This is a genomic window from Streptomyces thermocarboxydus (assembly GCF_024760485.1).
Classification (GTDB): Bacteria; Actinomycetota; Actinomycetes; order Streptomycetales; family Streptomycetaceae; genus Streptomyces; species Streptomyces cellulosae.
Genome location: NZ_CP058273.1, coordinates 614,920 through 641,559 on the forward strand (window position 1 = coordinate 614,920; position 26,640 = coordinate 641,559).

The following is a 26,640-nucleotide window of genomic DNA, read 5'->3' on the forward strand; positions in this document are numbered from 1 at the left end:
CCCTCCGACCCCTCCGAGCGGCACGGCTATCATATGAGCACCCTCTAGCTCGAAAGATGATGCTGTGACTGTCAACGAAGACTCGTTCACCAACTGGAAGCACCGCGAGGAGATCGCGGAGTCGATGATCCCGATCATCGGGAAGCTGCACCGGGAGCGGGACGTCACCGTCCTGCTGCACAGCCGCTCCCTGGTGAACAAGTCGGTGGTCAGCATCCTCAAGACGCACCGCTTCGCCCGGCAGATCGCGGGCGAGGAGCTCTCGGTCACCGAGACCCTGCCGTTCCTCCAGGCGCTCACCACGCTGGACCTCGGCCCCTCGCAGATCGACATCGGCCTGCTGGCGGAGGCCTACCGCGCGGACGACCAGGGCAAGTCCGTCGCCGAGTTCACCGCCGAGGCCGTCGCCGGCGCCACCGGAGGCAACAAGATCGAGCGCCGCGAGCCGCGCGACGTCGTCCTCTACGGCTTCGGCCGCATCGGCCGGCTCCTCGCCCGGCTGCTGATCGAGAAGTCCGGCTCCGGCAACGGCCTGCGGCTGCGCGCCGTCGTCGTCCGCCGGGGCGGCGAGCAGGACATCGTCAAGCGCGCCTCGCTGCTGCGCCGCGACTCCGTGCACGGCCAGTTCCAGGGCACGATCACCGTCGACGAGGCGAACAGCACCATCGTCGCCAACGGCAACGTCATCAAGGTCATCTACGCCAACGACCCGGCCGAGATCGACTACACCGCGTACGGCATCGACAACGCGATCCTGATCGACAACACCGGCAAGTGGCGCGACCGCGAGGGCCTTTCGCAGCACCTGCGACCCGGCGTCGACAAGGTGGTGCTGACCGCCCCCGGCAAGGGCGACGTGCCGAACATCGTGCACGGGGTCAACCACGACACCCTCAAGCCCGACGAGCGCATCCTGTCCTGCGCCTCCTGCACCACCAACGCGATCGTGCCGCCGCTGAAGGCGATGGCGGACGAGTACGGCGTGCTGCGCGGCCACGTGGAGACCGTCCACTCGTTCACCAACGACCAGAACCTGCTGGACAATTACCACAAGTCCGAGCGCCGCGGCCGGTCCGCGCCGCTCAACATGGTGATCACCGAGACCGGCGCCGCGTCGGCCGTCGCCAAGGCGCTGCCCGAGCTCAAGGCCCCCATCACCGGCAGCTCGATCCGCGTGCCCGTGCCGGACGTGTCGATCGCCATCCTCAACCTCCAGCTGGGCCGCGCCACCAACCGCGAGGAGGTCCTCGACCACCTGCGCAACGTGTCGCTGACCTCCCCGCTGAAGCGCCAGATCGACTTCATCAGCGCGCCCGACGCGGTCTCCAGCGACTTCATCGGCTCGCGGCACGCGTCGATCGTCGACGCCGGCGCGCTGAAGGTCGACGGCGACAACGCGATCCTCTACCTCTGGTACGACAACGAGTTCGGCTACTCCTGCCAGGTCGTCCGCGTCGTCCAGTACGTGTCCGGCGTGGAGTACCCGACGTACCCGGCCCCCGCGGCCTGAGCCACGCGCGACGACGGGCGGGGCGGGGCCGGCGAGTTGTCCGGCCCCGCCCCGGTCTGCCCGGCTGACCGGCGGTAAGGGCCAGATCGATAACGATCACCCCGTACCGGTTGAACGGGCCGATCCGCTTCCTAGTCTTCGCACATGCCCCTCTTCAGTACGCGCCCCGGCCGACGTCCCCGTCTCTCCCGCTCCCTGGGGGACACCCAACTGGACCGAGTTCTCGGCAAGGTGAGCAAGCGGGGCAGCGGGAAGGCCGCCGACGTCGAACTGATCGGCGAACTGCTGGAGGAGACCGGGGACGACTGGGACCTGCGCGGCCACCGGGTGTCCGTGCTGGCCGGGGCCGCCGCCGGCACCGGTGTCGCCGAGACCTGGCTGGAGCGGGCCCCGGACGACGTGGACGCGCTGGTGTTCCACTGCTGGACCACCCTGGTGCGCGCCCTGGAGGAACGGCGCCTCGACGACACCGACACGCTGATCACCCGGTGCCACCGGGCCGCCGAGCTGTCGCCGGACGACCCGCTGCCGTGGGTGGTGCTGCTCGGCACGGCGCGCGTGGTGCGCTTCGACCCCAAGGACGTCGACGCCCTGTGGCGACAGGCCACCGGCCGCGACCCCTGGAACCGCGAGGCGTTCCTGCAGATGCTCGCCCTGCTGTCGCCCGAGGAGGGCGGCTCCAGCGCCTCGGTGCTCGACTTCGTCGACGCGGTCCGCACCCGCATCCCCGCCAACGCCCCGTGCGCCGCCGTCGAACTCACCGCCGCCGTACGGCAGTACCAGGGGCTGCTCGCGCAGGGCGGGATGCGGGCGATGACCGCGGGCCAGCTCTTCGAGAGCGGGCAGCTGCCGGCGGCGCTGGACCAGGCCGCGGCGCTGTGGCCGAAGCCGGGATTCTTCCAGCACGCCGCGGCGCCGGCCGATCTCAACGTCCTTGCGTACGCGCTGTGCGCGGCGGGGCGCGCGGCGGACGCCCACCCGGTGTTCGAGGCGCTCCAGGGCATGGTCACCCCGTGGCCCTGGGACGTCGACGGAGACGCGGTCCAGCGGTACGAGCAGTACCTGGCCAAGTCCGAGCGCGGCCGCCAGGGCGGCATCGGCGGCGGGTGACCCGCACCGCGCCCCGGCGGCCGCGCCCGGTCAGGCGCGGGACAGCAAGGTGGCGACGGCGTCCCGCAGCGTGGTGGCCGGGTTCCCGGCCGCGCCCTCGTGGCGCCAGGCGACGAAACCGTCCGGGCGCACCAGCACCGCGCCGTCCGGCGTGATCCCGTGGGCCTCGGCCCAGTCGGCGCCGGGCTCGGGCACCAGGTCGGCGCCCTCGCCCACCCCGTACGCGTCCAGCGGCGCCGGGAGCCCGGCCGCCACCTCGGCGGCCGCGGCGAGCCACGGGCTGTGCGGGGACGCGAGCAGGACGAGGGAGCGCTCGTAGAGGTCGAGCGTGGAGATGCGGGCGCCCGCCCGGTCCAGCCACAGGTGCGGCGCGCGGCTGCCGGGCTCGCCGGTCAGCTTGAGCGCGTCCGGCACCACCGGCGTCGCCGGGTCCGCCCCCAGGACGGCGCCCCGGGGGTAGCGGTAGCCGAGGGCCACGTTGAGGATGCCGCGCTTGCGGCCGACGAGCGCCGCCGCCTCGGCGTCCGGGGTGTAGCCGGGGTGGCTGTGCTCCACCGAGCGGGAGGAGGCGCGGGCGCTGGTCGCCTCGGCGACGGGCCGGCGCTCGGCGTCGTAGCTCTCCAGCAGGCCGGCGCCGGCCCAGCCGCCCAGGACGGCGGCCAGTTTCCAGGCGAGGTTGTGGGCGTCCTGGATGCCGGTGTTGGAGCCGAACGCGCCGGTGGGTGACATCTCGTGCGCCGAGTCGCCGGCCAGGAACACCCGCCCCGCTCCGTACCGCTCGGCGACCCGCTCGGCCGCGTGCCAGGCCGCACGACCGGTGATGGTGACGTCCAGGTCCGGCACGCCCACCGCGCGACGGATGTGCTCGGCGCACCGCTCGTCGGTGAACTCCTCGAGCGTCTCGCCGTGTTCGGGGTGCCAGGGAGCGTGGAACACCCAGTGCTCGCGGTTGTCCACCGGCAGCAGCGCCCCGTCGGCGTCGGGGCTGGTGAGGTAGCAGACGATGAAGCGGCGGTCGCCGACCACGCCGGCGAGGCGGCGGGAGGTGAAGGTGACGCTGACGTTGTGGAACAGGTCGCCGGGGCCGTTGTGGCCGATGCCGAGCTGCTCCCGGACGGGGCTGCGGGGGCCGTCCGCGGCGACCAGGTAGTCCGCCCTGATGGTGGTGTGCTCGCCGGTCTCCCGGCTCTTGACCAGCGCCGTCACGCCGTCGCCGTCGTCGTCGAACGACATCATCTCGGTGCTGTAGCGCAGGTCGCCGCCCAGCTCGCGGGCGCTGCGCAGCAGCACCGGCTCGAGGTCGTTCTGGCTGCACAGGCACCAGGCGGCGGGGCTGAAGCGGGCCAGGCCGCCGCCGGGGTCGATCTCCCGGAACAGCCACTCGCCCGCGTCCCCCACGAGGGTCGGCGTCTGCAGGATGCCGTGGTTGTCCTGCAGGACCGACGCGGCCTCGACGATGCGCTCCTGCACGCCGGCGGTGCGGAACAGCTCCATCGTGCGGACGTTGTTGCCGCGCCCGCGCGGATGGATCGAGGTGCCCGCGTGCCGCTCGACGAGCGTGTGCGGCACGCCGAGCCGCCCCAGGAACAGAGACGTCGACAGGCCCACCAGGGAGCCCCCGACGATGAGGACGGGCGTGCGGTGGACCGCCTCGCCGGTCGTGCCCGATCGGTTCATTGAAACGCCTCCAGCGTTCGCCCGGGTCGTGGTTGAGGACGGGACGCTGTTGTCATCCCCGGTGCGGGGCCCTTCGCGTCCGCGCGGCACCCGGATGGCGCGCGGTTCACCCGCCTGCGCCGTGTCGCTCGCGCGCTCCCGGGGCCGACCCGACCATCGACACATGGCGACCCCCTGCCCATCGGACACGGCGGTCGTTCCCTGACCTTCCGTGAAGAGCTTCCGGAAGAGGCCCCGCCGCAGGGGTTTCCCCAACAAGAGGAGAGGTGCGCCGGATGACCACGTCGGGACGCATATCGCAGTCGGCCTTCGACGGCTCCAGGCTGCGGGTGATCCTGCTGCTGGACCTGTACGAGGGAGCGCAGGAGCAGTTCCTCGAGGCGTACGAGCACATGCGGAACAAGGTCGCGTCCGTGCCCGGTCACATCAGCGACCAGCTGTGCCAGTCGATCGAGAACCCGTCGCAGTGGCTGATCACCAGCGAGTGGGAGAGCGCCCCGCCGTTCCTCGCGTGGGTGAACAGCGAGGAGCATGTGGAGACCGTCCGGCCGATGCACAGCTGCGTGCGGGACACCCGGTCGATGCGCTACAGCGTCGTGCGCGAGACCACCCCCGACCGGCCGCTGAGCGACACGGCGACGGCGGGCCTGCAGTCGGCCGTGCGGGTCGGCGACGGTGTGGCGCGCCACGCGCTCACCTTCACCGTCAAGCCGGGCTCCGAGTCCAAGGTGGCGGAGCTGCTGGCCGGGTACGAGTCGCCCAAGGCCCAGGTGGACGACACCACTCGATTGCGCCGCACGTCGCTGTTCATGCACGGCAACCGGGTCGTGCGCGCCGTCGAGGTGGAGGGCGACCTGCTCGCCGCGCTGCGCCACGTGGCGCGCCAGCCGGAGGTGCGGGCGGTCGAGGAGGCCATCAACCCGTATCTGGAGCAGGACCGGGATCTGACCGACCCCGAGTCCGCGCGGCTGTTCTTCACCCGGGCCGCGCTGCCCGCCGTGCACCACGTCACGGCCGGCCGGCCGGAGCCCGAGGGGCTGCGGCGGCACGCGCTGTACTACCCGGCCGTCCGCGGCCGCGGCATGGACCTGGCCCGGTTCCTCGCCCACCAGGACGAGGCCGCGGCGGACGACCCGGACAGCCCGGTGTACGCGAGCACCGTGTTCCAGCGGGACGACATCGTGGTGCGTCTCGTCGACGTCACCGGCGACCTCGACCTGGACCCGCCCGCCGCGCTGGGCATCAAGGGCCCGGGCAGGGCGGCGGAGCTCCGGGGGCTCCTGGACGGCGCCGCGATCGGCGTCGAGGGCGACCTGGACTCGGAACGCAACCTCAACCGGCTGCTGTCGCACGCCGACATGCTGCCCGTCACCGACCGCAGCGCGGCGGCTTCCTGACGGTCGACCACGGTGACGTCCGCGGCCGTCGCGCCGGGGACGTCACCGGAACACCCGGAGGTATCAACCATGTCCAAGCAGCATCCACGCATCGTGGACCTGAGCGAGACGGAACCCAACCGCCGGCGCGGGGGTGACCTCAGGACCCTGCTCACCCCCGCCACCGTGGGCTCCACAAGCGGTTTCATGGGGCTGGCCGTCATCAAGCCCGGTGAGCGGATCGCCGAGCACTACCACCCGTACTCCGAGGAGTTCGTGTACGTCATCGACGGCTCGCTCGAGGTGGACCTGGACGGCGAGCCGTTCGCGCTCCGCGCCGAGCAGGGGCTGATGATCCCGATCGACATGCGGCACCGCTTCCGCAACGTCGGCGGCGAGGAGGCCCGCATGGTGTTCCACCTGGGTCCCCTCGCCCCCCACCCGAGCCTCGGGCACGTCGACACCGAGGAGACCGAAAGCGCGCTGTCCGGGCCGCAGTTGACGGTGGGCGGGCCGGAGGCGGGCCGTCCGGCCGAGCCGAGCGAGGCCATAAAATGACCCGGCGGGTGGCCGTCACCGGTATAGGTGTGGTCGCTCCCGGCGGCATCGGGGCGACGGCGTTCTGGGACCTGCTGTCCGCAGGCCGCACCGCGACCCGCGGCATCACCCTGTTCGACCCGGCGGGCCTGCGCTCGCGCATCGCCGCCGAGTGCGACTTCGACCCGTTCGAGCACGGCCTGGACGCGGACCTGTGCCAGCACGCCGACCGCTACATCCAGTTCGCCGTGGTCGCGGCCCGGGAGGCGGTCCGGCAGTCCGGGCTCGACACCGGGGCCCTCGATCCGTGGCGCACCGCGGTGTCGCTGGGCAGCGCGGTCGGCGGGACCACCCGGCTGGAGCACGACTACGTGCTGGTCAGCGAGCGCGGCCGGCACTGGGACGTGGACCACACCAAGGCGGACCCGAAGCTGCACCTGGCGTTCTCGCCGAGCACCCTCGCCTCCACGGTGGCCGAGGAGTTCGGCGCGCGCGGCCCGGTGCAGACGGTGTCCACCGGCTGCACCTCCGGACTCGACGCGGTCGGCTACGCCTTCCACACCGTGGCCGAGGGCCGGGCGGACGTGTGCATCGCGGGGGCGTCGGACTCACCGATCTCCCCCATCACGATGGCCTGCTTCGACGCCATCAAGGCGACGTCGCCCAACAACGACGACCCCGAGCACGCGTCGCGTCCGTTCGACGCCCGCCGCGACGGGTTCGTCATGGGCGAGGGCGCGGCGGTCCTGGTCCTCGAGGACCACGAGCACGCGCGGGCGCGCGGCGCGGACATCCTCTGCGAGATCAGCGGCTACGCCACCTACGGCAACGCCTACCACATGACGGGCCTGACCAGTGAGGGCCTGGAGATGGCCCGCGCCATCCAGAGCACCCTCGACCAGGCCCGGCTCGATCCGACCCGGATCGACTACGTCAACGCGCACGGTTCCGGTACCCGGCAGAACGACCGGCACGAGACGGCCGCGGTGAAGCGGTCGCTGGGGGCGCACGCGTACGAGACGCCCATGAGCTCCATCAAGTCGATGGTGGGGCACTCGCTCGGCGCCATCGGCGCGATCGAGGTGGCCGCCTGCGTACTCGCGCTGCGGCACCAGGTCGTGCCGCCGACGGCGAACTACGAGACCCCCGACCCGGAGTGCGACCTGGACTACGTGCCGCGCACCGCCCGCCCGCGGAAGCTGGAGCACGTGCTCTCCGTCGGCAGCGGGTTCGGCGGTTTCCAGTCCGCGGTACTGCTGTCCGGTACGGGCGGGAGGACACGATGAGCAAGCGGCGTTCCGGGCGTGCGGCCGTCACCGGCATCGGTGTGGTCGCGCCCAACGGACTGACGGCCGAAGCCTACTGGAAGTCGGTGAGCGAGGGTCTCGGCGTCCTTGACCTGATCACCCGTGAGGGCTGCGAGCATCTGCCGCTGCGAGTGGCGGGCGAGGTGCGGTCGTTCGACCCGGCGGCCCTCGTCGAGGACCGTTTCCTGGTGCAGACCGACCGGTTCAGCCATTTCGCGATGGCCGCGGCGGCGCTCGCTCTCGACGACGCCGGGCTGGGCGGTGAGCCCGCCGACCCGTACTCGGTCGGCGTGGTCACCGCGGCCGGCTCCGGCGGCGGCGAGTTCGGCCAGCGCGAGCTGCAGAAGCTGTGGGGCCAGGGCTCGAAGTTCGTCGGCCCGTACCAGTCGATCGCCTGGTTCTACGCGGCGAGCACCGGCCAGATCTCCATCCGCGGCGGTCTCAAGGGGCCGTGCGGGGTGGTGGCGAGCGACGAGGCGGGCGGTCTGGACTCCCTCGCGCACGCGGCCCGGGCGGTGGGGCGCGGCACCGACGTGATGGTGGTGGGGGCGGCGGAGGCGCCGCTGGCCCCGTACTCGATGGTGTGCCAGCTCGGCTACCCCGAGCTCAGCACCCTCGACGACCCCGACCGCGCCTACCGCCCGTTCACCGAGAAGGCGTGCGGGTTCGTGCCGGCCGAGGGCGGCGCCCTGCTCGTCGTCGAGGACGAGGAACGGGCGCGTGAGCGCGGGGTTCCCGTACGGGGTGTCGTGGCCGGCCACGCGGCGACGTTCACGGGGGCGTCCCGCTGGGCGGAGTCCCGGGAGGGCCTCGCCCACGCGATCACCGGTGCCCTCGACGAGGCGGGCGTCGCACCGGAGGAGATCGACGTCGTGTTCGCCGACGCCCTGGGCGTGCCCGAGGCGGACCGCGCGGAGGCGCTGGCGCTGGCCGACGCCCTCGGCGCGCACGGCACACGGGTGCCGGTGACGGCGCCCAAGACCGGCTTCGGCCGGGCGTACTGCGGTGCGCCCGTGCTGGACACGGTGGCGGCGCTGCTGGCCATGGAGCACGGCCTGGTGCCGCCCACGCCGGGCGTGTTCGACATCTGCCACGAACTCGATCTGGTGACGCAGCACGCCCGCCCCGCCGAGCTGCACACCGCCCTCGTCCTCAGCCGGGGACTGATGGGCTCCAACGCGGCGCTGGTCGTGCGCCGCGGTGACGATTCCGCCCGGTGATCCGGGCGGGGAAGGAGCAGTCACCCATGATCACCACCGAAGTGACCTTCGACGAACTGGCCGCCCTGATGAAGCAGGCGGCCGGCATCACCGTCGACCCCAAGGAACTCAAGGAAGCCGCGGAGTCCCCCTTCGACTCCTTCGGTCTGGACTCGCTCGGCCTGCTCGGCATCGTCGGCGAGCTGGAGAACCGGTACGGCGCGTCCCTGCCGCCCGACTCGGAGCGGTGCAGGACGCCCCGGGAGTTCCTCGACCTCGTCAACAGCACCCTCACGGCTGGAGCCTGAAAGTGGCAGGACACACCGAGAACAGCATCACCGTCGACGCTCCCTTCGAGCTCGTCTGGGAGATGACGAACGACCTCGAGAACTGGCCGCGGCTGTTCAGCGAGTACGCGTCGGTGGACATCCTCTCCCGGGAGGGCGACACGACGACGTTCCGGCTGACCATGCACCCGGACGAGAACGGCAAGGTGTGGAGCTGGGTGTCGGAGCGCACCCCGGACCGCGGGAAGCGGATCGTGCGCGCCCGCCGCGTGGAGACCGGCCCGTTCGCCCACATGGACATCCTGTGGGAGTACGAGGAGGTGCCGGGCGGGGTCGAGATGCGCTGGACGCAGGACTTCGCGATGAAGCCCGACGCCCCGGTCGACGACGACTGGATGACGGACAACATCAACCGCAACTCCCGCACCCAGATGGCGCTCATCCGGGACAAGATCGAGCAGGCCGCCCGCGAGAACGAGACGGCGTCCGTCGCGTCCTCGCGCTGAGCACCGGTCCCGCCGGGGACCCGGAAGGAATCTCATGCACCACGCCCTGATCGTCGCCCGGATGAAGCCCGGTTCGGCGCCGGACATCGCCGACGTGTTCGCCGCGTCGGACCGGGGTGAGCTCCCCCACCTGGTCGGCGTCAGCCGGCGCAGTCTCTTCCAGTTCGGGGACGACGTGTACCTGCACCTCATCGAGTCGGAGCAGGACCCGTCGCCCGCCATCGCGAAGGTGGCCTCGCACCCGGAGTTCCGCCGCATCAGCCAGGAGCTGGAGGCGTACGTCAGCCCGTACGACCCGGCCACCTGGCGCAGCCCCAAGGACGCCATGGCGCAGTGCTTCTACCGCTGGGAGCGCGGCGCCGGCTCCTGAGCCGCCGCACGGCAAACCCCGAGGCCGCCGGTTCCGCGTCAGTCGCGGAGCCGGCGGCCTCGGGGTGTTCACGGCCCTACGGTGTGGCGGGGACGGTGCACTCGAAGGCGTGCAGATACGCGTTGACCGGACGGATCTCGCCGATGACGAGGCCCGCCGCGGTGAGCCGGTCCACCATGCTCTGCCGGGTGTGCTTGGCACCGCCGACGTTCAGGAGCAGCAGCAGGTCCATGGCGGTGGTGAAGCGCATCGACGGGGTGTCGTCGACGAGGTTCTCGATCACCACGACCCGGGCCTGCGGGCGGGCCGAGCGGCGGATGGCGGCGAGCACGCGGCGGGTGCTGTCGTCGTCCCACTCCAGCACGTTCTTGATGATGTAGACGTCCGCCTCGACGGGCACGTCCTCGCGGCAGTCGCCGGCCACGATGCGGGCCCGGTCCGCGAGGGCGCCGCCGTCACGCAGCCGGGGGTCGGCGTTCTCGACGACGCCCGGCAGGTCGAGCAGCGTGCCCCGCAGGCGGGGGTGCTTCTCCAGGAGGCTGGCCAGGACGTGGCCCTGGCCGCCGCCGATGTCCACCACGGAGTCGGCGTCGTCCAGGTCGAGCAGCTTGGCCACGTCACGCGCGGACTGCTCGCTGGAGGTGGTCATGGCCCGGTTGAAGACGTGGGCGGACTCGGGCGCCGACTCGTTGAGGTAGGTGAAGAACTCCTCCTCGTACACCTCCTCGAAGACGTTGCCGCCGGTGCGCACCGCCTCGTCCAGCCGCGGCCAGACGTTCCAGGTCCAGGGCTCGGTGCACCACAGGGCGATGTACCGCAGGCTGTGCGGGTCGTCCTCGCGCAGCAGCCGGGACATGTCGGTGTGCTCGAAGGTGCCGTCGGGGTTCTCGGCGAAGACCCCCTGGCACGACAGCGCGCGCAGCAGCCGCCGCAGGGTGTGCGGCTGGGTCTTCACCGCCGTCGCCAGGTCGTCGACGGTCATGGGGCTGTCGTCCAGCGCGTCGGGCACGCCCAGACGGACGGCGGCGCGTACGGCGGCCGCGCAGGCCGCTCCGAATACGAGCTCCCTCAGCCGCATGGGCGGCGGGGGAGCCGGATCAACGGTGGTCATCCGTTGCCTCGCTTCTGCTGTTGTGCCAGGGGTTGGGGGGGAAGGGGTCGGTCAGCACATTCCGGTGGGTTCGGAGAGCGTGCAGGTGTTGCGGCCGAAGGTGTTGCTGGTGGCGGTGTCGCGGTTGGCGAGGTCGGCGGGGCTGTTGCCGGTCACCAGGTTGTCGCGGATGTCGTTGCGCTCGCTGGGCGTGCCGACGAGGCTCTTGAACAGCACGATGCCGCCGGACAGCGGGGAGGTGCCCCTGTTGTTCTCGACCCGGTTGAACGCCACCCGGCTCTCTTCGACGCCGGTCAGGACGATGCCGGAGCCCTGGAGGAAGGGCAGGCGGGGCGTCGCGGCGCAGTGCTTGTTGTTGTCGTGGACGTTGTTGAAGGTCACGCTCAGGTGGCCGGCCCTCGGCGTGGACTCGTCGCCGACGAGGAACACCGCGGCGCAGTTCCCGGTGGCCTCGTTGTGGTCGACGCTGAGGTTCCGCAGCCGCCGTACGGTGACGCCGACCCGGTTCTCCGCCGTCTCGTTGTAACGGACGACCGTCTTCTCGGCGTCGCGCGCGCCTTCCTCGGTGGCGACGGTGTTGGCGACGAACAGCCCTGCGTCGCCGTTCTCGCGGGTGACGTTGTGGCTGATCACGCTGCGCGTGGAACGTTCGGTGGCGATGCCCCACTGGCCGTTCTTCTCGGAGATCACGTACCGCACCTTGAGGTTCTCGGTGCCGGTCGCCCACACGCCGTTCTTCTCGAACCCGCGCACCGTCAGGGACCGTACGGAGACGCCCTTCAGCGGCTTCTTGTCGGTGCCGGTGACGCAGATGCCGTTGCCCGCCTTGGCGCAGGCGGACGTGCCCGCGCTCGCGGGGGGTTCCAGGACGGTGCGGCCGGCGGCGTCGCCGCGCAGGGTGATGCCCGAGCGGGTGATGTCGACGCTCTGCTTGTAGGTGCCGGCGGCGAGCAGGACCGTGTCCCCGGACTTGGCGGCGTCCACGGCCTTCTGGATGGACTGCCCGGGCTGTACGCGGTGCACGGCCGACTGATGGGTCGAGGTGGAGGGCGCTGCGCCGATTCCCGCCGCCACGACGGCGGTGGTGCAAGCGAGATACGCGATGTGACGTTTGTTCATGAGGCCGAAGCTATGAGCGGCCCTGGTGGCCCGCCACCGGTGATCGCCCAGCCGGGCGCGGGGCCGGAGCGGCGTTTTTTCCCCGCCCGCGCGCAGCCGCTCCCCGACCGCTCGCCCGTTCGACTGGTGGGCGGGTGGCCCCCGCAGTAGCGTCGGGAACGCGGCCGCGGTGTCGCACCGCCCGGCCGCCCATCCCCCCGCGCATCCACGTCGGGAGGCGCCCATGGCGACCGGCACCCCTTACCCCCAGGACCTCGCGGACCAGTCCGTGGTGGTGATCGGCGCGAGCTCCGGCATCGGACTCGCGACGGCACGTCAGGTACGCCGGCGCGGCGGCCGGGTCGTGATGGCGGGACGCGACCCGCAGCGGCTGGAGCGCGCGGCGGAGGAGGTCGGCGCCGAACGGTCCGCGCCCCTCGACGCCGCCGACACGGGCCGCCTCCGGGAGTTCTTCGGCGCCCTGCCGGGACCCGTCGACCACGTGGTGTCGACCGCCGGGTCCCCCTTCTACGCGACGCTCGCCGACCTCGACGTGGACGAGGCGCGCTCCCACGTCGGTGAGCGGCTGGCCCTCACCCTCGGGATCGCCAAGTACGGCGGCGCGGTGACGCGGGACGGCGGGACGCTGGTGTTCGTCGGCGGCACCGGGGGCCGCCGTCCCGGGATCGGCACGTCCGTGACCTCGGCGCTGACGGCCGCCCTGCCGGCGCTCACCGCGAGCCTGGCGGTGGAGCTGGCGCCGGTCCGGGTCAACCTCGTCGCGCCCGGCTTCGTCGACACCCCCCTGTCCGCGTCGCTCCTCGGCGACCGGCTCGAGGAACGCCGCGAGCGACTGCGCGCGACGCTCCCGATACGGCGGGTCGTCGGCCCGGACGACGTGGCCGCGGTGATCCTGCACCTCATGGTCAACGAGGCCGTGACGGGAGCGACGTACGACGTCGACGGCGGCCAGCAGCTGGTGCCGCCCTGACACGCGGCGGCGCCGCTGAGGAGGGCGGAGCCTCCGCCGTACGCCGGGCGATGTCGTGGCCGGAGGCGGACACTGGAAGGACGCTGCCCAGTCGACCATCCGAGTGCACGGAGGCGGGCATGAACGGCACTCCCTCGGCCTACGACGTGGTGGTTCTCGGAGCGGGACCGACGGGGGAGAACCTCGCCGACCGCACCAGCGCCGCCGGACTCAGCACGGTGATCGTGGAGAACGAACTGCTCGGCGGCGAATGCTCGTTCTGGGCGTGCGAACCGAGCAAGGCGCTGCTGCGCCCCGTGCTGGCGCGCGCCGACGCCCGGCGCGTCCCGGGTCTGCGCCGGGCGGTCGAGGGCCCGCTCGACGTGCCCGCCGTGTTCGAGCACCGGGACGCGATGGCCGCGCACTGGCAGGACGCGGACCAGGAGGAGTGGCTGGAGTCGGTCTCCGTGGACCTGGTGCGCGGGCACGGCCGGCTGAACGGCCCTCGCCAGGTCGCCGTGGACACGCCGGACGGGGAGCGGGTGAAGCTGACCGCGCGGCACGCGGTCGGAGTGTGCACGGGCACGGTCACCGCGTTGCCGGACCTGCCGGGGCTGGCGGACGTCCGCCCGTGGACCAACCGGCAGGCGACGGCGGCGCGGCAGGTGCCGGACCGGCTCGCGGTGGTCGGCGGCGGGGTGGTCGCCGTGGAGATGGCCACGGCGTTCCGGGCGCTCGGATCCACGGTGACGATGCTGGTGCGGGGCGGGCTGCTGGGCCGGATGGAGCCGTTCGCCGGTGAGATGGTGACGGACGCGCTGCGCGAGGCCGGGGTGGACGTGCGGTTCGGCAGGTCGGTGGCCGCGGTGGAGCGCGAGGACGGCGGGGACGGGCCCGTGCGGGTCACGACGGACGACGGGGACACCGTGGTCGCGGACGAGATCCTGTTGGCCACGGGCCGCGCTCCGCACACCGGCGACATCGGTCTGGAGACGGTGGGTCTCACCCCGGGCGACTGGCTGCCGGTGGACGACTCCTACCGCGTGCCCGGGATCACCGAGGGCTGGCTCTACGCCGTCGGGGACGTCAACCACCGTGCCCTGATGACTCATCAGGGCAAGTACCAGGCGCGGATCGCGGGCGCGGTGATCGGGGCGCGCGCCAAGGGCGAGCCGCTCGACGACGGCAGGTGGGGACGGCACGCCCCGACCGCCGACAGCGCCGCGGTGCCGCAGGTCGTGTTCACCGAGCCGGAGGTGGCGTCGGTGGGCCCGACCGCGCGGGAGGCGGAGCGGGCGGGACGGAAGGTCGACGTCGTGGACTACGACATCGGGAAGATCGCCGGCGCGGTGCAGTACGCGGAGGGCTACCGGGGCCGGGCGCGGGTGATCGTCGACAGCGAGCGGCGGAACGTCGTCGGTGCGACGTTCGTGGGGCCGGGCGTCCAGGAGCTGCTGTACTCGGCGACGGTCGCCGTCACGAGTGAGGTGCCGGTGGACCGGCTGTGGCACGCCGTCCCGGCGTTCCCCACAATCAGCGAGGTGTGGCTGCGGATCCTGGAGACGTACCGGGACGGCGACGGGTCGGCGGGCTGACGCTTCTTGGGAGGGGCCGGGGGTCAGCCGGGGGTGAGCACCATGCGGAAGCGGGCGCTGCCGTCCATCATCTTCTGGAAGGCGGTGTTCGCCTCGCTGAGCGGCAGGACCTCCGTCATGGGGCGGATGCCGTGCCGGGCGGCGAAGGTCATGGTGTCCTGCACGTCCTGGGCGGTCCCCGAGGGGTGGCCACGCACCAGCCGTCCCTTGAGGATCAGCTGGAAGGGGCTGATGGGCATCGGGGCGGGGGTCGCGCCGATGACGACCAGCTCACCGCGCGGGCCGAGACCGTCCACGGTCTCCGCGATGGCCGCGGAGTTGCCCGCGGTCGCCAGCACCACCTTCGCCCCGCCGAGCGCCTGCAGGGCCTCCGCGACGGGGCCCGCCGTGCTGTCGACGTAGTGGTGGGCGCCCAGTTGCTTGGCGAGGTCGGCCTTGTCCGCGCCGCGCGCGATCGCCACCGTCTCGTAGCCCATGGCCGCCGCGAACCGCACGGCCAGGTGTCCGAGGCCGCCGATGCCCTGGACCGCCACCATGTCGTCCGGCCGCGCGCTGCTGCGCCGCAGCCCGTTGTACACGGTGACGCCCGCGCAGGCCATGGGTCCCGCGTCGGCCGCGGAGAGCACGTCGGGGATGCGGGCGAGGGCGTCGACGGGCGCGACGATCGCCTCGGCGAAGCCGCCGTCGTAGGCGTAGCCGGGGATCTTGAGGTTGTCGCAGACGATGAAGTCGCCCCGGCGGCACGGGACGCAGTGACGGCAACTGCCGCCGAACCAGCCGACGGTGACCCGGTCCCCCACCTGCCAGCCCATCTCCTCGGCGCCGTCACCGAGTTCGTCGATACGGCCGGCGGTCTCGTGTCCCGTCACCAGCGGGAAGGGAGTGCCGGGCATCCCGGCGGAGACGAACATGGCGTCGCTGCGGCACACCCCGCAGGCCTCGACGGCGATCCGCACGTGACGCGGGCCCGGCCGGGGCACCTCGCGTTCCACGATCTCGAACATCCCGTTGGGGGCGGGCACTTGGGCGACTCGGTACGTGTTCATGGTGTCACTCCGGGGCCGGCGGCGACCGTGAGAGGGATCGGGATTCGGGACTCGGAATGCGGGGCGCGGGGTCGCCCGCTGTCACCTCCTCCCGCGTCGCACGCGAGAGTGTCCAGTCCACCACCGGTGCACGGGGGCGGCAACACGGGACGGCCGGGCCCCGGAGGGCTCCCCCAGGGGGTTCAGTCGCCGCGCCAGATGTTGTCGAAGGCTGCGGCCTCGATGGTGCGGCGCTGCCGCTCGCCCGCCAGTTCCGTGACCGCCTGGAGCACCGCCGCCAGCACCGTCGTCTGCTCGTCGTCGAGCCCGTCGGACGCCTCGCCGCCCTGCCCCGTCAGCCCTACGGCGGCCGCGAGGGCGCCGAGCACGGGCTCGCCCGACGAGCGGCGCTCCCCCGCCGCCCGGGCGCCCGGCCGCCGTCGGGTCGGGCGGCGCGCGCGCTGCCGCCGCAGCGGTTGCGGCTCCGCCGCTCGGCTCGACGAGCCCTTCCTCCTCGAGGACCGGTGCGGTAGCGCCCGGCGAGGTCGCGGCCCCGTCGCCAGAGCCAGTCGTCCACGGTCTCGCCGGTCCGCCGTCCCGCCAGCCACTGCGCGGCCTCGGACAGCAGGGGGTCGCGGCCGGCGCGGGCCCGGCGGGACCAGGAGGGTGCCGTCGAGGGTGAGGGCCTCGGCGTCGAGGAGTCGATCAGCTCCGCCCCGCGAGGGCGAGCGACAGATCGCCTGCTCCACCACGGTCCTGTCCTGCGGGTCCGCGCGACGAGGGCCAGGTCGCGCGCTGTGCTCATGGTCAACTCCGGTCCTGGCGGGAGGCCGTCACCTCCACGGTCGCACACCCGGGCCCGCCCGGCGCGTCCCGCCCTTCCCCTTTCCGAGCTGCGAAGCTCCCCCGGCCGGGTGATGCTGGACATCTGGCGGCGAAGTGCTTCCACACGCCTCGCCCCCCGGGCCCCCCCCCCCCCCCCCCCCCCGCACCCGGGAGGACCGTGCCTTCTCCCGCCCCGAGGAGTCCTCATGCTGAAGGGTTACACCGTCCCGCTGTCCCCGAAGGGCGAGGCCAACATCGCGCCCACACCGCCGTGGCACTACGCCGGCGACATCGTCGGCGTCGAGTTCTTCACGGAACCGTCCGCCGCCGAGGCGACGCTTCCCGAAGGACTGGATCCTGATCCGGACACCTCGGGCAGGGTGGTCGCGTTCTTCGTGGACTGGCAGTTCAACGGCGAGCAGGACGAGTACCTGGACCCGGTGCGCAGCCAGTACCGGGAGTTCTTCGTCCTGGTCGACGCCCGCCACCGGGGCCAACCCGTGTCGTGGTGCCCGTACATCTACGTGGACAACCATCACGCGCTGGCCCGGGGCTGGATCCAGGGGTTCCCGAAGAAGGCGGGCAACGTGCACCAGACGCGGGTGTTCGCCTCGCCCGGCAAGGCCTCGCCGACGCTCTCGCCCGGGGCCCGCTTCGGCGCGACCGTCTCGTCCGACGAGCGGACCCTCGCGGAGGCGCGGGTCACGCTGGAGGCGCCGATGGAGGACCCGACGCCCCTGCTCGCCCGGGACACGATCAATCTGCGGCACTTCCCCACGCTGGAGCCCGGCAAGTACGACAAGCCGGCCGTGCACGAACTGGTCCGCATGGACTACGCCGACCAGCAGGTGGCGGACGTGTGGACGGGCACGAGCGAGATCACGCTGTTCCCGGCCGTGGGCGAGGAACTCGCCGACCTCGCGCCGGTACGGCCCGGCATGGGCTTCCGTGCGTCGATGTCCTACAACGTCACGCAGGTCGAGCCGCTGGGCTAGGTGTGCTGATCGGGCACTTCCCGGACCCGCATCCCCGAGGACAGGGACCATCACCATGAGCACGACCGTCGCGGACCGCATGGTCGAGGCACTGGCGGCGTCCGGTGTCCGCCGCGTGTACGGCCTCCCCGGCGACTCCCTGAACGGCTTCACGGACGCGCTGCGCCGCAACGGCTCCGTGGAGTGGACACACGTCCGGCACGAGGAGACGGCCGCCTTCGCCGCCGCCGGCGAGGCCTCCCTGACCGGGGAGCTCGCCGTCGCGGCGGGCAGCTGCGGCCCGGGCAACCTGCATCTGATCAACGGCCTGTACGAGGCGCAGCGCAGCCGGGTGCCGGTGCTGGCGATCGCCGCCCACATCCCGAGCGACGAGATCGGCGGCCAGTACTTCCAGGAGACGCACCCGCAGGAGGTGTTCCGCGAGTGCAGCGAGTTCTGCGAACTGGCCGGCACGGCCGAGCAGGTGCCGCGGCTGCTGCACACGGCCATGCGGACCGCCGTCGAGCGCGGCGGGGTGTCCGTGCTGGTGATCCCCGGCGACATGCTGCTCGCCGCGCTCGCCGGCCCGGGTCCGTACACGCATCCGGTACGCAGGACGCGGTCGCAGGTGACGCCCGCCCGCGAGGCCCTCTCCGAGGCGGCCGACGTGCTGAACAGCGCGGAGCGGGTGACGATCCTCGGCGGCGCGGGCTGCCAGGGCTGCCACGACGAGGTCATGGCGCTGGCCCGCACTCTGAAGTCACCGGTCGTGCACTCGCTGCGCGGCAAGGAACACCTGGAGTACGACAACCCCTACGACGTCGGCCTGACCGGCCTGATCGGGTACAGCTCGGGCTACCGGGCGATGGAGCACTGCGACGCCCTGCTGATGCTGGGCACGGACTTCCCGTACCGGCCGTTCTACCCGCCGGCCGAGGTGCCCGTGGTGCAGGCCGACATCCGCGGCGAGCACATCGGGCGGCGCACCGGGGTGCGGGTGCCGCTGGTGGGGACGGTCGAGGACACGGCCGGCGCGCTGCTGCCGCTGCTCCGCGAGAAGCAGGACACCGGCTTCGCCGACAAGCTGACCCGGCACTACCGGCGGGTGCGGGCGCATCTGGACGACCTCGCGGAGGCACGGCCGTACGACGCGCCGATGCATCCGCAGCACGTGGCCGCTGCGGTGGACCGGCTGGCGGCGGACGACACGATTTTCACGGCGGACGTCGGCACACCCACGGTGTGGGCGGCGCGGTACCTCACCATGAACGGACGCCGGCGGCTGATCGGCTCCTTCAACCACGGCAGCATGGCCAACGCGCTGCCGCAGGCCATCGGCGCGCAGGCGGCCGCGGGCAGGAGGCGGCAGGTGGTGGCGCTGTGCGGGGACGGCGGGCTCAGCATGCTGCTGGGCGACCTGATCACACTGCGGCATCTGCGGCTGCCGGTGAAGGTGGTCGTCCTCAACAACGGCACGCTGTCGTTCGTCGAGCTGGAGATGAAGGCGGGCGGCATCGTCAACTACGGCACCGACCTGGACAACCTCGACTTCGCGGCCGTCGCCCGCGCCGCCGGCATCGTCGGCGTCCGGGCCGACCGGGCGGGCGAGCTCGACGACGCGCTGCGGGAGGCGTTCGTCCACGACGGCCCGGCCGTGGTCGACGCCCGCACGGCGAGCCAGGAACTGTCCCTGCCGCCGCACCTCACCTACGAGCAGGTGAAGGGCTTCTCGCTGTTCGCCACGCGCACGGTGCTGTCGGGCGAGGGGGACCAACTGCTGGAGCTGGCAAGGACGAACCTGCACGACCTGCCGCTGCTGCACTGAGAGCTGTTGCCTGCGTCACGGCATCACGGCGTCACAGCGTCACGCGGCGAGCGTCTCGTCCTCCCGGCGGAGTCCGGCGTGGCCGGCCGTGTACTGGTCGAGCAGGGCGTCGGCGGCGCGCAGGGCCTGCTCTGCCGTACGGGAGCCGGTGATCACGCACAGCGTGTAGGTGGCGTCCTCGAGCGCACGGCTGGTGCGGCCGGTGGGCAGCACGTCGTGCTCGATCCGCGCCTGCGCGAACCGCGCCAGCACCGCCCGAAGCTCCTTCTCCGCCGGCATGATCATGATCGCTCCGTCTCCCCTCGTCGAAACGGCACCCCGGTGGGGCGCCGGACTTCCGAATGCCCCGGCAGGAAAGGTCTATGCCTGTCGGGCTGTCGACGGCTGGGGTGACTGTCAGTGGCCGGTGACAGCATCGGCGCATGCTGACGGAGAACACGGCCCCGAAGAACGCGGACTTCGACTGGCGGACCTTCCTGCTGCGCTGGAGCGGCGAGTGGGCGGACGCCCTGCCGGACGACGAGGTGCGGGACGCCGACGACGAGGCGGCACGGCAGTCACGATGGCTGGGCCTCCCGCCCGCGTCCGAGGAGCGGATCGCGGCGATGGAGAAGCGCCTCGGCCGGCGGATGCCGCCGTCGTACCGCTCCTTCCTCCAGGTCACCGACGGCTGGCGGCACGCGGGCGGCTTCGTGTGGCTGCTGGCAGGCACGGCGGACGCCCGCTGGCACGACAACGAGTCGGGTCTCGCGGACGTGTTCGAGGAGTACCTGGAGGAGGACGCCGAACCGGAGGAGCGGCGGGAGGCGGGTGTCTGGCGGCGCGGTCTCCAGCTCGACGTGGAGTCCGACGCCTCGTACGTCCTGCTGGATCCGGAGGACGTGGACGAGGACGGCGAGTGGGCCGTGTACACGTGGGCGGGCTGGCGCGCCGACGCGCCGGAGCGCCACCGGAGCTTCCGGGCGTTCATGGAGGCGATGTTCCGCGAGTTCCACAGCCTCCGCGCCCACCGCACCGACGGCGTGCCGGAGTTCGTCAACGCCACGACGCGGGAGCTGGACGCCCGGGTGGAGGAGGCCCGCGGGGACGCCCTGCGCGGTGACTGGGAAAGGGCGTTGAAGAAGCTGGACGAGGCCAAGGGGTACGGCAGGCCACGCGCCGAGGGCCTGGGGGACCAGATCCGCCGCCTGCTCGGTCTGACGTACATGGTGTACTTCCGGGAGCTGGTGACCGACCCGACGTACGCCTCCGAACTCCTGCCGCTTCTGGTCGCCGAGCACGCGAGCAGCTCCCACGACGACAACGGCCTGGCGTTCCACCTGCGGGGCGCCGACGAGACCCTGCTGTCCCGGGCCAGGGCGACACTGGAGCAGGTACGCGCCGGCACGTACCGGTACACGGCTCCGGGCCCCTTCGGCGAGGCGGTCGGGCGGGCACGTGAACTGGCCGGCCGGGGCGACACCGACCAGGCGTGGCGCGCCCTGACCGATGCCCTGCCCTTGTGGGAGCCCCTGGGCCCGGACCACATCGCTCCCCTCGGCTGGGTGGCCGACCCGCTCCTCGGCCCCTTGCTCACCCCGGAACGCAGTCGCGAATTCCTGTCCACGCCCCGAGGCGGCCGGCCGGGCGAGACGCCTTCCCCGGCGCCCGGCCTCGACCCGCCCGGCCTGGACTGGCTCGCGCACCGCGAGACGGGCATCGGACGCAGGGGGTACCGCTTCGTCCTGGTGGAGGGGGTGCCGCCGGAGGACCTGCCCGGACGTCTCGGCGACGAGGACGAGCGGGACGCTGGGCTCGGCGCGCCCATGACCATCGGGGAGGCGCGGCAGCAGCGGTTGCGCGGCACGGGAGGCGTATGGTCCTCCGTCTCCTCCGACCGGCCCGTCATGATGGTGGGCCGGGCGGGCGCGGGCTGGAGCTTCGCCTTCGACGGACACCCGAACCCGTTCGACCCGGAGCGCTTCGTCTCCCCCGCCGCGTCCGCCTCCTCGGGCACCCGCGCGGTGGCGGTGTGGGCCGACCTGTCGGGCCGTCACGACGAACTGTTCTTCCATCTCTCCGTGGCGCGGGACGGCGTCGAGGAGTACGCGTTCACCTACGCGGAGGGCGAGCTGCGACGCACCGGTGAGATCCCGCCGGCCCTGGCCCCGGACGGCTTCTTCACGTCGGCCGAGGCCGCCACCGAGGCGGAACGTCCCCTCCTGCGCGCCGTTGCCGAGCACTTCGACGTCCGCCTCCCCCGCCACGCCCTCCTCAACGGCCGCCTGTACTCCTTCACCAGCCGCTCGTGGACGCGGCCGCCGAAGGAGGGTGAGGCGGTCTTCATATGGGGGGCCATGGGGTGAGGTCCACAAGCCGGCGGAGCGATACCGACGGTCTTGCCCCGCCCTCCGGAGCCGATGCAAGATTTCATGACTGCCGCCGCTGGTGAGGGAGTTGGGCTTGTCCCCCACGAGGAACGCGTTACGCCCTTGACCGTCCTCATCGCACCGGAGAGCGCGTACGGGCCGACGAACAACTGCGTGGGGATCGGGGACGTGCTGAGCCGCCGGGGGCACCGTGTGGTGTTCGCCGCGGAGGCGTCCTGGAAGGGGCGTCTGGAGCCGCTCGGGTTCGAGGAGGAGCTGGTCGATCTGGCCCCGCCGCCCGAACAGCCGCAGGCGCCGGCCAGTTCTGGAAGGACTTCGTACGCGACACCGCGCCCGAGTTCCGTAAGCCGGCCATCGAGCAACTGGAGACCTGGATCAAGCCGGTGTGGGAGGAGCTGATTTCCGGGGCCCGGTACTGCGAGCCGCGGCTGAAGGAGATCGTCGACCGGGTCCGCCCGGACGTGATCGTCGAGGACAACGTCGTGTGCTTCCCGGCGCTGACCACGGCGGGCGTTCCGTTTGTGCGGATCGTCTCGCGCAACCCGCTGGAGATGAAGGGCGAGCACGTTCCGCCGACGTTCTCCGGGTTACCGGCCGCGGACCGAAGCGGGTGGGACGCGTTCCGCGCCGAGTACGACCGCACGCACCAGGGCCTGTGGAGCGAGTTCAACGCCTGGGTGACCGAGCAGGGCGCACGGCCGCTGTCCGACCTGGAGTTCATCCACGAGGGCGATCTGAACCTGTGCGTGTATCCCGAAGCGGCCGACTACTCGGACGCCCGTCCGCTGAACCCGGCCTGGCACCGGCTGGACTCCTCGGTCCGTGAGACGGATGAGCCGTTCACGTTGCCGCCCGCCCTGGCCGACAGCGACGGCGCGCTGATCTACTTCAGCCTCGGCTTGCTCGGCTCGGCCGACGTGGACCTGATGCGCAGCGTCATCGCCTCACTCGCCCGGACCCCGCACCGCTACATCGTCTCCAAGGGCCCGGTGCACGAGGAGATCGAACTGGCTCCGAACATGTGGGGCGAGGAGTACCTGCCGCAGACCCGGATCCTTCCGCTGGTCGATCTCGTCATCACCCACGGCGGCAACAACACGACCACCGAGGCCCTCCACTTCGGCAAGCCCATGATCCTGCTGCCGCTGTTCTGAGACCAGCACGACAACGCCCAGCGCATGGCCGAACTGGGCTACGGCATCCGCCTCGATCCGTACCGCTTCACCGACGCCCAACTCCACGGCGCGATCGACGGTCTTCTGGGCGACACGTCCCCGCGACACAAGCTCACCGACATCGGCGAGACGATCCGCTCGTGCGACGGGCTGCACACGGCGGCGGACCTGATCGAGGGGTGGCGGGCTGACCTCACGCGCGGGCTCGTGGTGACGACACACTGCTGCGGGAACCCTTGTCGGCCCGTCGGCTGTGGCGCTCGTCACGTATCTCGAATCCGGCGAAGGCGATTCTCAGCACCTCGCGCAGGGCGAGACGTTGACCTTCCCCGTAGGCATGCGCGTAGGCCGTCTCCCCGAGCGTCCGACGCACTTGTTCCATTGCTCGTCGACGGTGGGCGGCCATATGAGCGAATCCGAAATGCCGGGGAACGCCGGAGGGTTTCCACACGCGGTCCACAGCTCCGAGCACGAGTGTTGCCGCGCGGGCGTCCCCCTGAGAGGCAAGCAGCCACGCAAGGGTGTCACTCAGTACTGCCTCTCCCATGCGCTCCTCAATTTCCTCCACGAGCCGGAGGGCACACCGTAGACGATCGAGAGCTTCTGAGATCTCCCCGGCCTCTCCGTGGACGATGGCAAGGATCCACAACAAGTAGCACCGATGCCACGTGTCACCGCGGGTCTCGGAAATGGCGAGGGCTTGTTCCAGCAGGGACAGGGCTCGCGTGCGTTCGCCTCGCATCACCGCGGCGAGACCGAGTTGAGCAAGAGACTGTGGCTGCGTCAGCAGCGGCGTCGACCACCGCCCGACGGCAAGTGAGGACAGCGCATACGTGGAAGCCTGCGGGAGGTCCTGCTTCATGAGGGCCGCCAGCCCCCGCAGCTGAAGGAAGGCGGCTGCAAGCTCGGCCCGCTCGTCCTCCTCCGCCGTCGCATATGCGGGGCCGGGGGAGGCGGACAGGTCTGTCAGCGACCGGTGAGCCATGCCGATCACATGTTCGGCGTTGTCGTGGTCGCCATGCATCAGGAGCAGGAAGCCGGCGACCCATGCGGCGCGGCACCAGGAGAACAACGCTCCCGGTGACTCGGACGGACATGGATGACGGTCGATGATCACCCGCATCCAGTGAGCTCCTTCGCCCACCCTGCCCGACGTCAGACAGTGCAGCCACAAGCCCTGAGCCGCACGCAGGACCGCTTCGGCGGGCTCCCCGGCCGGCGGAGCCGCAGTGACGATCTGTCGCAGGTTGGAGTGCTCGGGACGCAACCGCCGCAACCAGTCGGCCTGCTCGGCGGATCCGTAGGCGGCTCCCGCCCGCGCCGCGAGATCGAGGAAGTAGGCGCGGTGGCGGCGCACGAAACTCTGCCCGTGGCTGTTCTCCCTGAGACGCTCCAGCCCGTAGGCACGAACTGTCTCCAGCATGTGGAGCCGGGTGTGACCGCCAACGTCCGCCCTGTCGACAAGGGACTTGTCCACAAGTCCGGACAGGGCTGCGAAGGCGACGACAGCACGGTTCCCGCCCGGGGTCTGCGTTCCATGCGCGGGGGTGGCCCCGCAGAGCTGCTCGGCATCGGTCAGCAGCACTCCCCCGGCACACAACGACAGCTGCTGCCAGGCAGCCCGTTCGCCATCGGTGCACAGGTCCCAACTCCAGTCGAACAGCGCACGCAGTGCACGGTGTCGCGGATGTGCGGTGCGCTCACCGCCCCCGGGGCCGAGCAGACGGAATCGGTACTCGATCCGCTGCGCGAGTTCCTCCAGGGTCAGCGTACGCAGCCGGCGTGCGGCGATCTCCAGAGCCAGGGGCAGGCCGTCCAGCATGCGGCAGACCCGAATGACCGCGTCCTGGTTGGTGCTGGTCACGCGGAATCCGGGACAAGCGGCTTCGGCTCGGTCTGCGAAGAGGGCGAGGGCTGAGGATTCCGGACAGATCCGCCCTGTGGCATCCTCCTGCCTCGCTCGTCCGTCGCCCACACGGGGAACGTCGAGGGGCATCACCCGCAGCACGTGCTCTTCGCCGATGTCCAGGGGCTGACGGCTGGTGGCGATGACACGGAGTCGCGGCAGCAGGGCCAGCAGCGCTCGAACGGTCCTGGCACACTCATCCAGCAGATGTTCGCAGTTGTCGAGGAGCAGGAGCACCCTGCGTCCCTGCAACGCACTGGCAAGCTCACACAACGGCGCGTGTTCGGCCGACCCTTGGAGACCGAATGCGGCGCCGACCGCCGCGGCCACGGAATGGCCGTGGTGGAGATCGGCCAACTCCACCCAGTGGACGCCGTGTTCGAAGCGATGTGCCACGTCTCGGGTCAGACGTTGGGCCAGCCTGGTCTTACCCACGCCGCCGACTCCGACGAGTGTGAGAAGGCGGCAGCGTTCGATCAGCGCGCTGCCCTCGACGAGCTCGAGTGTCCGGCCGACGAAGCTCGTCGCCTGCTCCATGCGGTGTCCAGCGGGCACATGAGGAGCAGGCACATGCACGGCCCCGTCACCGTGCACATCTCGCCGCCCCTCAGCGCGCTGTAGCGGCAGGGCGTCCGTTCCGCCCGTCTGCACGAAGCTGCTCTCGCCGATCCGACGGCGCCACCCGCGTCCGGCGGTCTCCTGGAGCATGGCCACCAGCTCGGAGATCTCCCGGCCGATGGCCTGCAACCGCTCGGCGTCAGCGGGTGCCTGCGCTTTCAGCGCCCGAGCGACGGCCGCACTGTCCTCGGTCCCGGGGAGCCGGTTGTGTTTCGTGCCAGGAAGCAACTGCCCACGTCCGCGGAGCCAGTAGGACAGCAGGGGCCCATCGATAGGGGCGCGGGAAGCCCACATGGGCGTGTTCCGCTCCTGCTCCAACACCCTGACCAGCACCTTGCGCGTCGGCCGGCCCGTCGATACCACACCGCCCACGCACTCGGACCATGCGTCGAGCGCCCGCACGAGACTGTGCGCGAAGCTCTCGAAGCAGTCCTCCCCCGTCGCCAACTCCCGCTACCGCCTGTCCTTTGTTGCAGTGCAACCGAGAGACAGCAGGTTACGGAAATGCATATTGCACCGCAAATGCATGAATTGCTTGCACTGGTGCTCTCTTCGCCCCACTGCGGAACAGTCGTCCTCGAAGGCACGGAAAGTCCGGCCGAACGCCCAGCGGTATGGGCGCATACGTGAGGAGATAATTACCATGAACATGACAACAAAGGCACTGGTAGGCATCGCCGCCACGGCCGTGCTCTCCGCGGGAGCGGTCACCGCCACTGCCCAACCGACCGCCGGTGCACCGTCGGCTCGCCACGCCCCCACCGCGTCCCCGGTGGCGCTGGTATTCGTGAAGAATGCGAAGGACCCCTCCAACTCGGTCCTTCAGGTCTGGAACGGCAAGACCCACGTCACCAGCTACCGCGCCGGGTCGGGCCTGGGAACCGCGGCCAACGACGGGACGCCGGCGGGCAAGAGCTATCGGGACGAGTGCGCGAAGAACGTCGGCTGGCTCCCCAACGGCACGTACCGACCGTCTTCGTTCGAGACCAGCCGGAACAGCACGATCAAGGGGTACGCCATCGGCCTGCCCGCCAAGAAGTGCCACCCGCACAAGACCGAGCGCAACGCGTTGTTCATCCACAGCGAGATGACCAAGGACAGGAAGCAGGGGCCACGCAACGGGGCCGACAGCCCGCAGCGCTGGGACGGGGTGTCGGACTATAAGTCGAACGGCTGCATCAAGCTCCACCCCGACCACATCGCCCACCTGTTCAGCTACATGAACAAGCACGGGCGCGCCGCCCTCCTTACGGTGCGCTGATCCACACGT

23 protein-coding genes are annotated in these 26,640 nt (G+C 71.7%); 16 read left to right on the forward strand and 7 right to left on the reverse strand.

Annotated elements, in window-relative coordinates; translation table 11 throughout:
- Positions 1-64: 64 nt before the first annotated feature.
- Both AY578_RS02840 and AY578_RS02845 read left to right on the forward strand, forming a co-directional pair.
- Entirely contained in the window at positions 65-1,510 is a 1,446-nt protein-coding gene (locus tag AY578_RS02840; RefSeq protein ID WP_019526888.1) for a glyceraldehyde-3-phosphate dehydrogenase, read from the forward strand.
- Positions 1,511-1,654: 144 nt separating this feature from the next.
- Positions 1,655-2,620, forward strand: a complete 966-nt coding sequence (locus AY578_RS02845) for a hypothetical protein (RefSeq protein WP_136237290.1) — start codon at positions 1,655-1,657, stop codon at positions 2,618-2,620.
- 30 nt (positions 2,621-2,650) lie between these two features.
- Here AY578_RS02845 and AY578_RS02850 read toward each other — a convergent pair whose 3' ends face one another.
- The gene (locus tag AY578_RS02850) at positions 2,651-4,297 is read right to left on the reverse strand and encodes an FAD-dependent oxidoreductase (RefSeq protein WP_019526890.1); all 1,647 of its coding nucleotides are present in this window, start codon (positions 4,295-4,297) and stop codon (positions 2,651-2,653) included.
- Positions 4,298-4,572: 275 nt separating this feature from the next.
- On the opposite strand from AY578_RS02850, the gene AY578_RS02855 reads away from it, so the two are divergent.
- The 7 genes from AY578_RS02855 (at position 4,573) to AY578_RS02885 (ending at position 9,879) form a co-directional block, all read left to right on the forward strand.
- On the forward strand, positions 4,573-5,694 hold the full coding sequence (locus AY578_RS02855; protein ID WP_136237291.1) for a SchA/CurD-like domain-containing protein: 1,122 nt from the start codon (positions 4,573-4,575) through the stop codon (positions 5,692-5,694).
- A gap of 69 nt (positions 5,695-5,763) precedes the next feature.
- On the forward strand, positions 5,764-6,231 hold the full coding sequence (locus tag AY578_RS02860) for a cupin domain-containing protein (protein WP_028960347.1): 468 nt from the start codon (positions 5,764-5,766) through the stop codon (positions 6,229-6,231).
- Complete coding sequence (locus AY578_RS02865) at positions 6,228-7,496, forward strand: beta-ketoacyl-[acyl-carrier-protein] synthase family protein (RefSeq protein WP_019526893.1); 1,269 nt, start codon at positions 6,228-6,230, stop codon at positions 7,494-7,496. Before AY578_RS02860 ends, AY578_RS02865 begins: the two co-directional genes overlap by 4 nt.
- Positions 7,493-8,737: a ketosynthase chain-length factor gene (locus tag AY578_RS02870; RefSeq protein ID WP_136237292.1), complete on the forward strand. Its 1,245-nt coding sequence runs from the start codon at positions 7,493-7,495 to the stop codon at positions 8,735-8,737. Before AY578_RS02865 ends, AY578_RS02870 begins: the two co-directional genes overlap by 4 nt.
- Before the next feature lie 26 nt (positions 8,738-8,763).
- Positions 8,764-9,024: an acyl carrier protein gene (locus AY578_RS02875; RefSeq protein ID WP_019526895.1), complete on the forward strand. Its 261-nt coding sequence runs from the start codon at positions 8,764-8,766 to the stop codon at positions 9,022-9,024.
- 2 nt (positions 9,025-9,026) lie between these two features.
- Positions 9,027-9,509, forward strand: coding sequence for an SRPBCC family protein (locus tag AY578_RS02880; protein WP_019526896.1), 483 nt, complete (start codon positions 9,027-9,029; stop codon positions 9,507-9,509).
- A 34-nt stretch (positions 9,510-9,543) separates the two neighbouring features.
- Positions 9,544-9,879, forward strand: coding sequence for a TcmI family type II polyketide cyclase (locus AY578_RS02885; protein WP_019526897.1), 336 nt, complete (start codon positions 9,544-9,546; stop codon positions 9,877-9,879).
- Positions 9,880-9,955: 76 nt separating this feature from the next.
- Here AY578_RS02885 and AY578_RS02890 read toward each other — a convergent pair whose 3' ends face one another.
- Both AY578_RS02890 and AY578_RS02895 read right to left on the reverse strand, forming a co-directional pair.
- A complete protein-coding gene (locus AY578_RS02890) occupies positions 9,956-10,990 on the reverse strand; it encodes a methyltransferase (RefSeq protein WP_026244137.1) in 1,035 nt (344 codons plus the stop codon).
- A 51-nt stretch (positions 10,991-11,041) separates the two neighbouring features.
- Entirely contained in the window at positions 11,042-12,109 is a 1,068-nt protein-coding gene (locus tag AY578_RS02895) for a right-handed parallel beta-helix repeat-containing protein (protein WP_028960349.1), read from the reverse strand.
- 223 nt (positions 12,110-12,332) lie between these two features.
- Here AY578_RS02895 and AY578_RS02900 point away from each other — a divergent pair, with 223 nt between their 5' ends.
- Positions 12,333-13,079: an SDR family oxidoreductase gene (locus tag AY578_RS02900; protein ID WP_019526900.1), complete on the forward strand. Its 747-nt coding sequence runs from the start codon at positions 12,333-12,335 to the stop codon at positions 13,077-13,079.
- Positions 13,080-13,198: 119 nt separating this feature from the next.
- On the forward strand, positions 13,199-14,653 hold the full coding sequence (locus AY578_RS02905) for a dihydrolipoyl dehydrogenase family protein (RefSeq protein ID WP_019526901.1): 1,455 nt from the start codon (positions 13,199-13,201) through the stop codon (positions 14,651-14,653).
- Positions 14,654-14,676: 23 nt separating this feature from the next.
- Here the strand turns inward: AY578_RS02905 and AY578_RS02910 are convergent, their stop codons facing one another.
- Positions 14,677-15,699 (reverse strand): alcohol dehydrogenase, encoded by a 1,023-nt coding sequence (locus AY578_RS02910; protein ID WP_210637873.1) that lies wholly within the window; start codon positions 15,697-15,699, stop codon positions 14,677-14,679.
- A 182-nt stretch (positions 15,700-15,881) separates the two neighbouring features.
- Positions 15,882-16,067 carry a hypothetical protein gene (locus AY578_RS02915; RefSeq protein ID WP_258901959.1) on the reverse strand — a complete coding sequence of 62 codons (186 nt, stop codon included), beginning with the start codon at positions 16,065-16,067 and terminating at the stop codon, positions 15,882-15,884.
- Between the two features lie 642 nt (positions 16,068-16,709).
- Here AY578_RS02915 and AY578_RS02920 point away from each other — a divergent pair.
- Positions 16,710-17,498, forward strand: a complete 789-nt coding sequence (locus tag AY578_RS02920) for an acetoacetate decarboxylase family protein (protein WP_161108535.1) — start codon at positions 16,710-16,712, stop codon at positions 17,496-17,498.
- A gap of 55 nt (positions 17,499-17,553) precedes the next feature.
- Positions 17,554-19,302 (forward strand): ubiquinone-dependent pyruvate dehydrogenase, encoded by a 1,749-nt coding sequence (gene poxB, locus AY578_RS02925; protein WP_215048808.1) that lies wholly within the window; start codon positions 17,554-17,556, stop codon positions 19,300-19,302.
- Positions 19,303-19,341: 39 nt separating this feature from the next.
- Here poxB and AY578_RS02930 read toward each other — a convergent pair whose 3' ends face one another.
- A complete protein-coding gene (locus AY578_RS02930) occupies positions 19,342-19,587 on the reverse strand; it encodes a DUF5133 domain-containing protein (protein ID WP_028960355.1) in 246 nt (81 codons plus the stop codon).
- 137 nt (positions 19,588-19,724) lie between these two features.
- Here AY578_RS02930 and AY578_RS02935 point away from each other — a divergent pair, with 137 nt between their 5' ends.
- Entirely contained in the window at positions 19,725-21,647 is a 1,923-nt protein-coding gene (locus AY578_RS02935; protein ID WP_019526907.1) for an SMI1/KNR4 family protein, read from the forward strand.
- 407 nt (positions 21,648-22,054) lie between these two features.
- The gene (locus tag AY578_RS02940) at positions 22,055-22,825 is read left to right on the forward strand and encodes a glycosyltransferase (protein ID WP_258901965.1); all 771 of its coding nucleotides are present in this window, start codon (positions 22,055-22,057) and stop codon (positions 22,823-22,825) included.
- Between the two features lie 214 nt (positions 22,826-23,039).
- On the opposite strand, the gene AY578_RS02945 is transcribed toward AY578_RS02940, so the two are convergent.
- Positions 23,040-25,772 (reverse strand): NB-ARC domain-containing protein, encoded by a 2,733-nt coding sequence (locus AY578_RS02945; protein WP_161232745.1) that lies wholly within the window; start codon positions 25,770-25,772, stop codon positions 23,040-23,042.
- Positions 25,773-26,013: 241 nt separating this feature from the next.
- Between AY578_RS02945 and AY578_RS02950 the strand changes: the two genes are divergently transcribed.
- Positions 26,014-26,631 carry a L,D-transpeptidase gene (locus AY578_RS02950; RefSeq protein WP_019526910.1) on the forward strand — a complete coding sequence of 206 codons (618 nt, stop codon included), beginning with the start codon at positions 26,014-26,016 and terminating at the stop codon, positions 26,629-26,631.
- Positions 26,632-26,640: the final 9 nt, after the last annotated feature.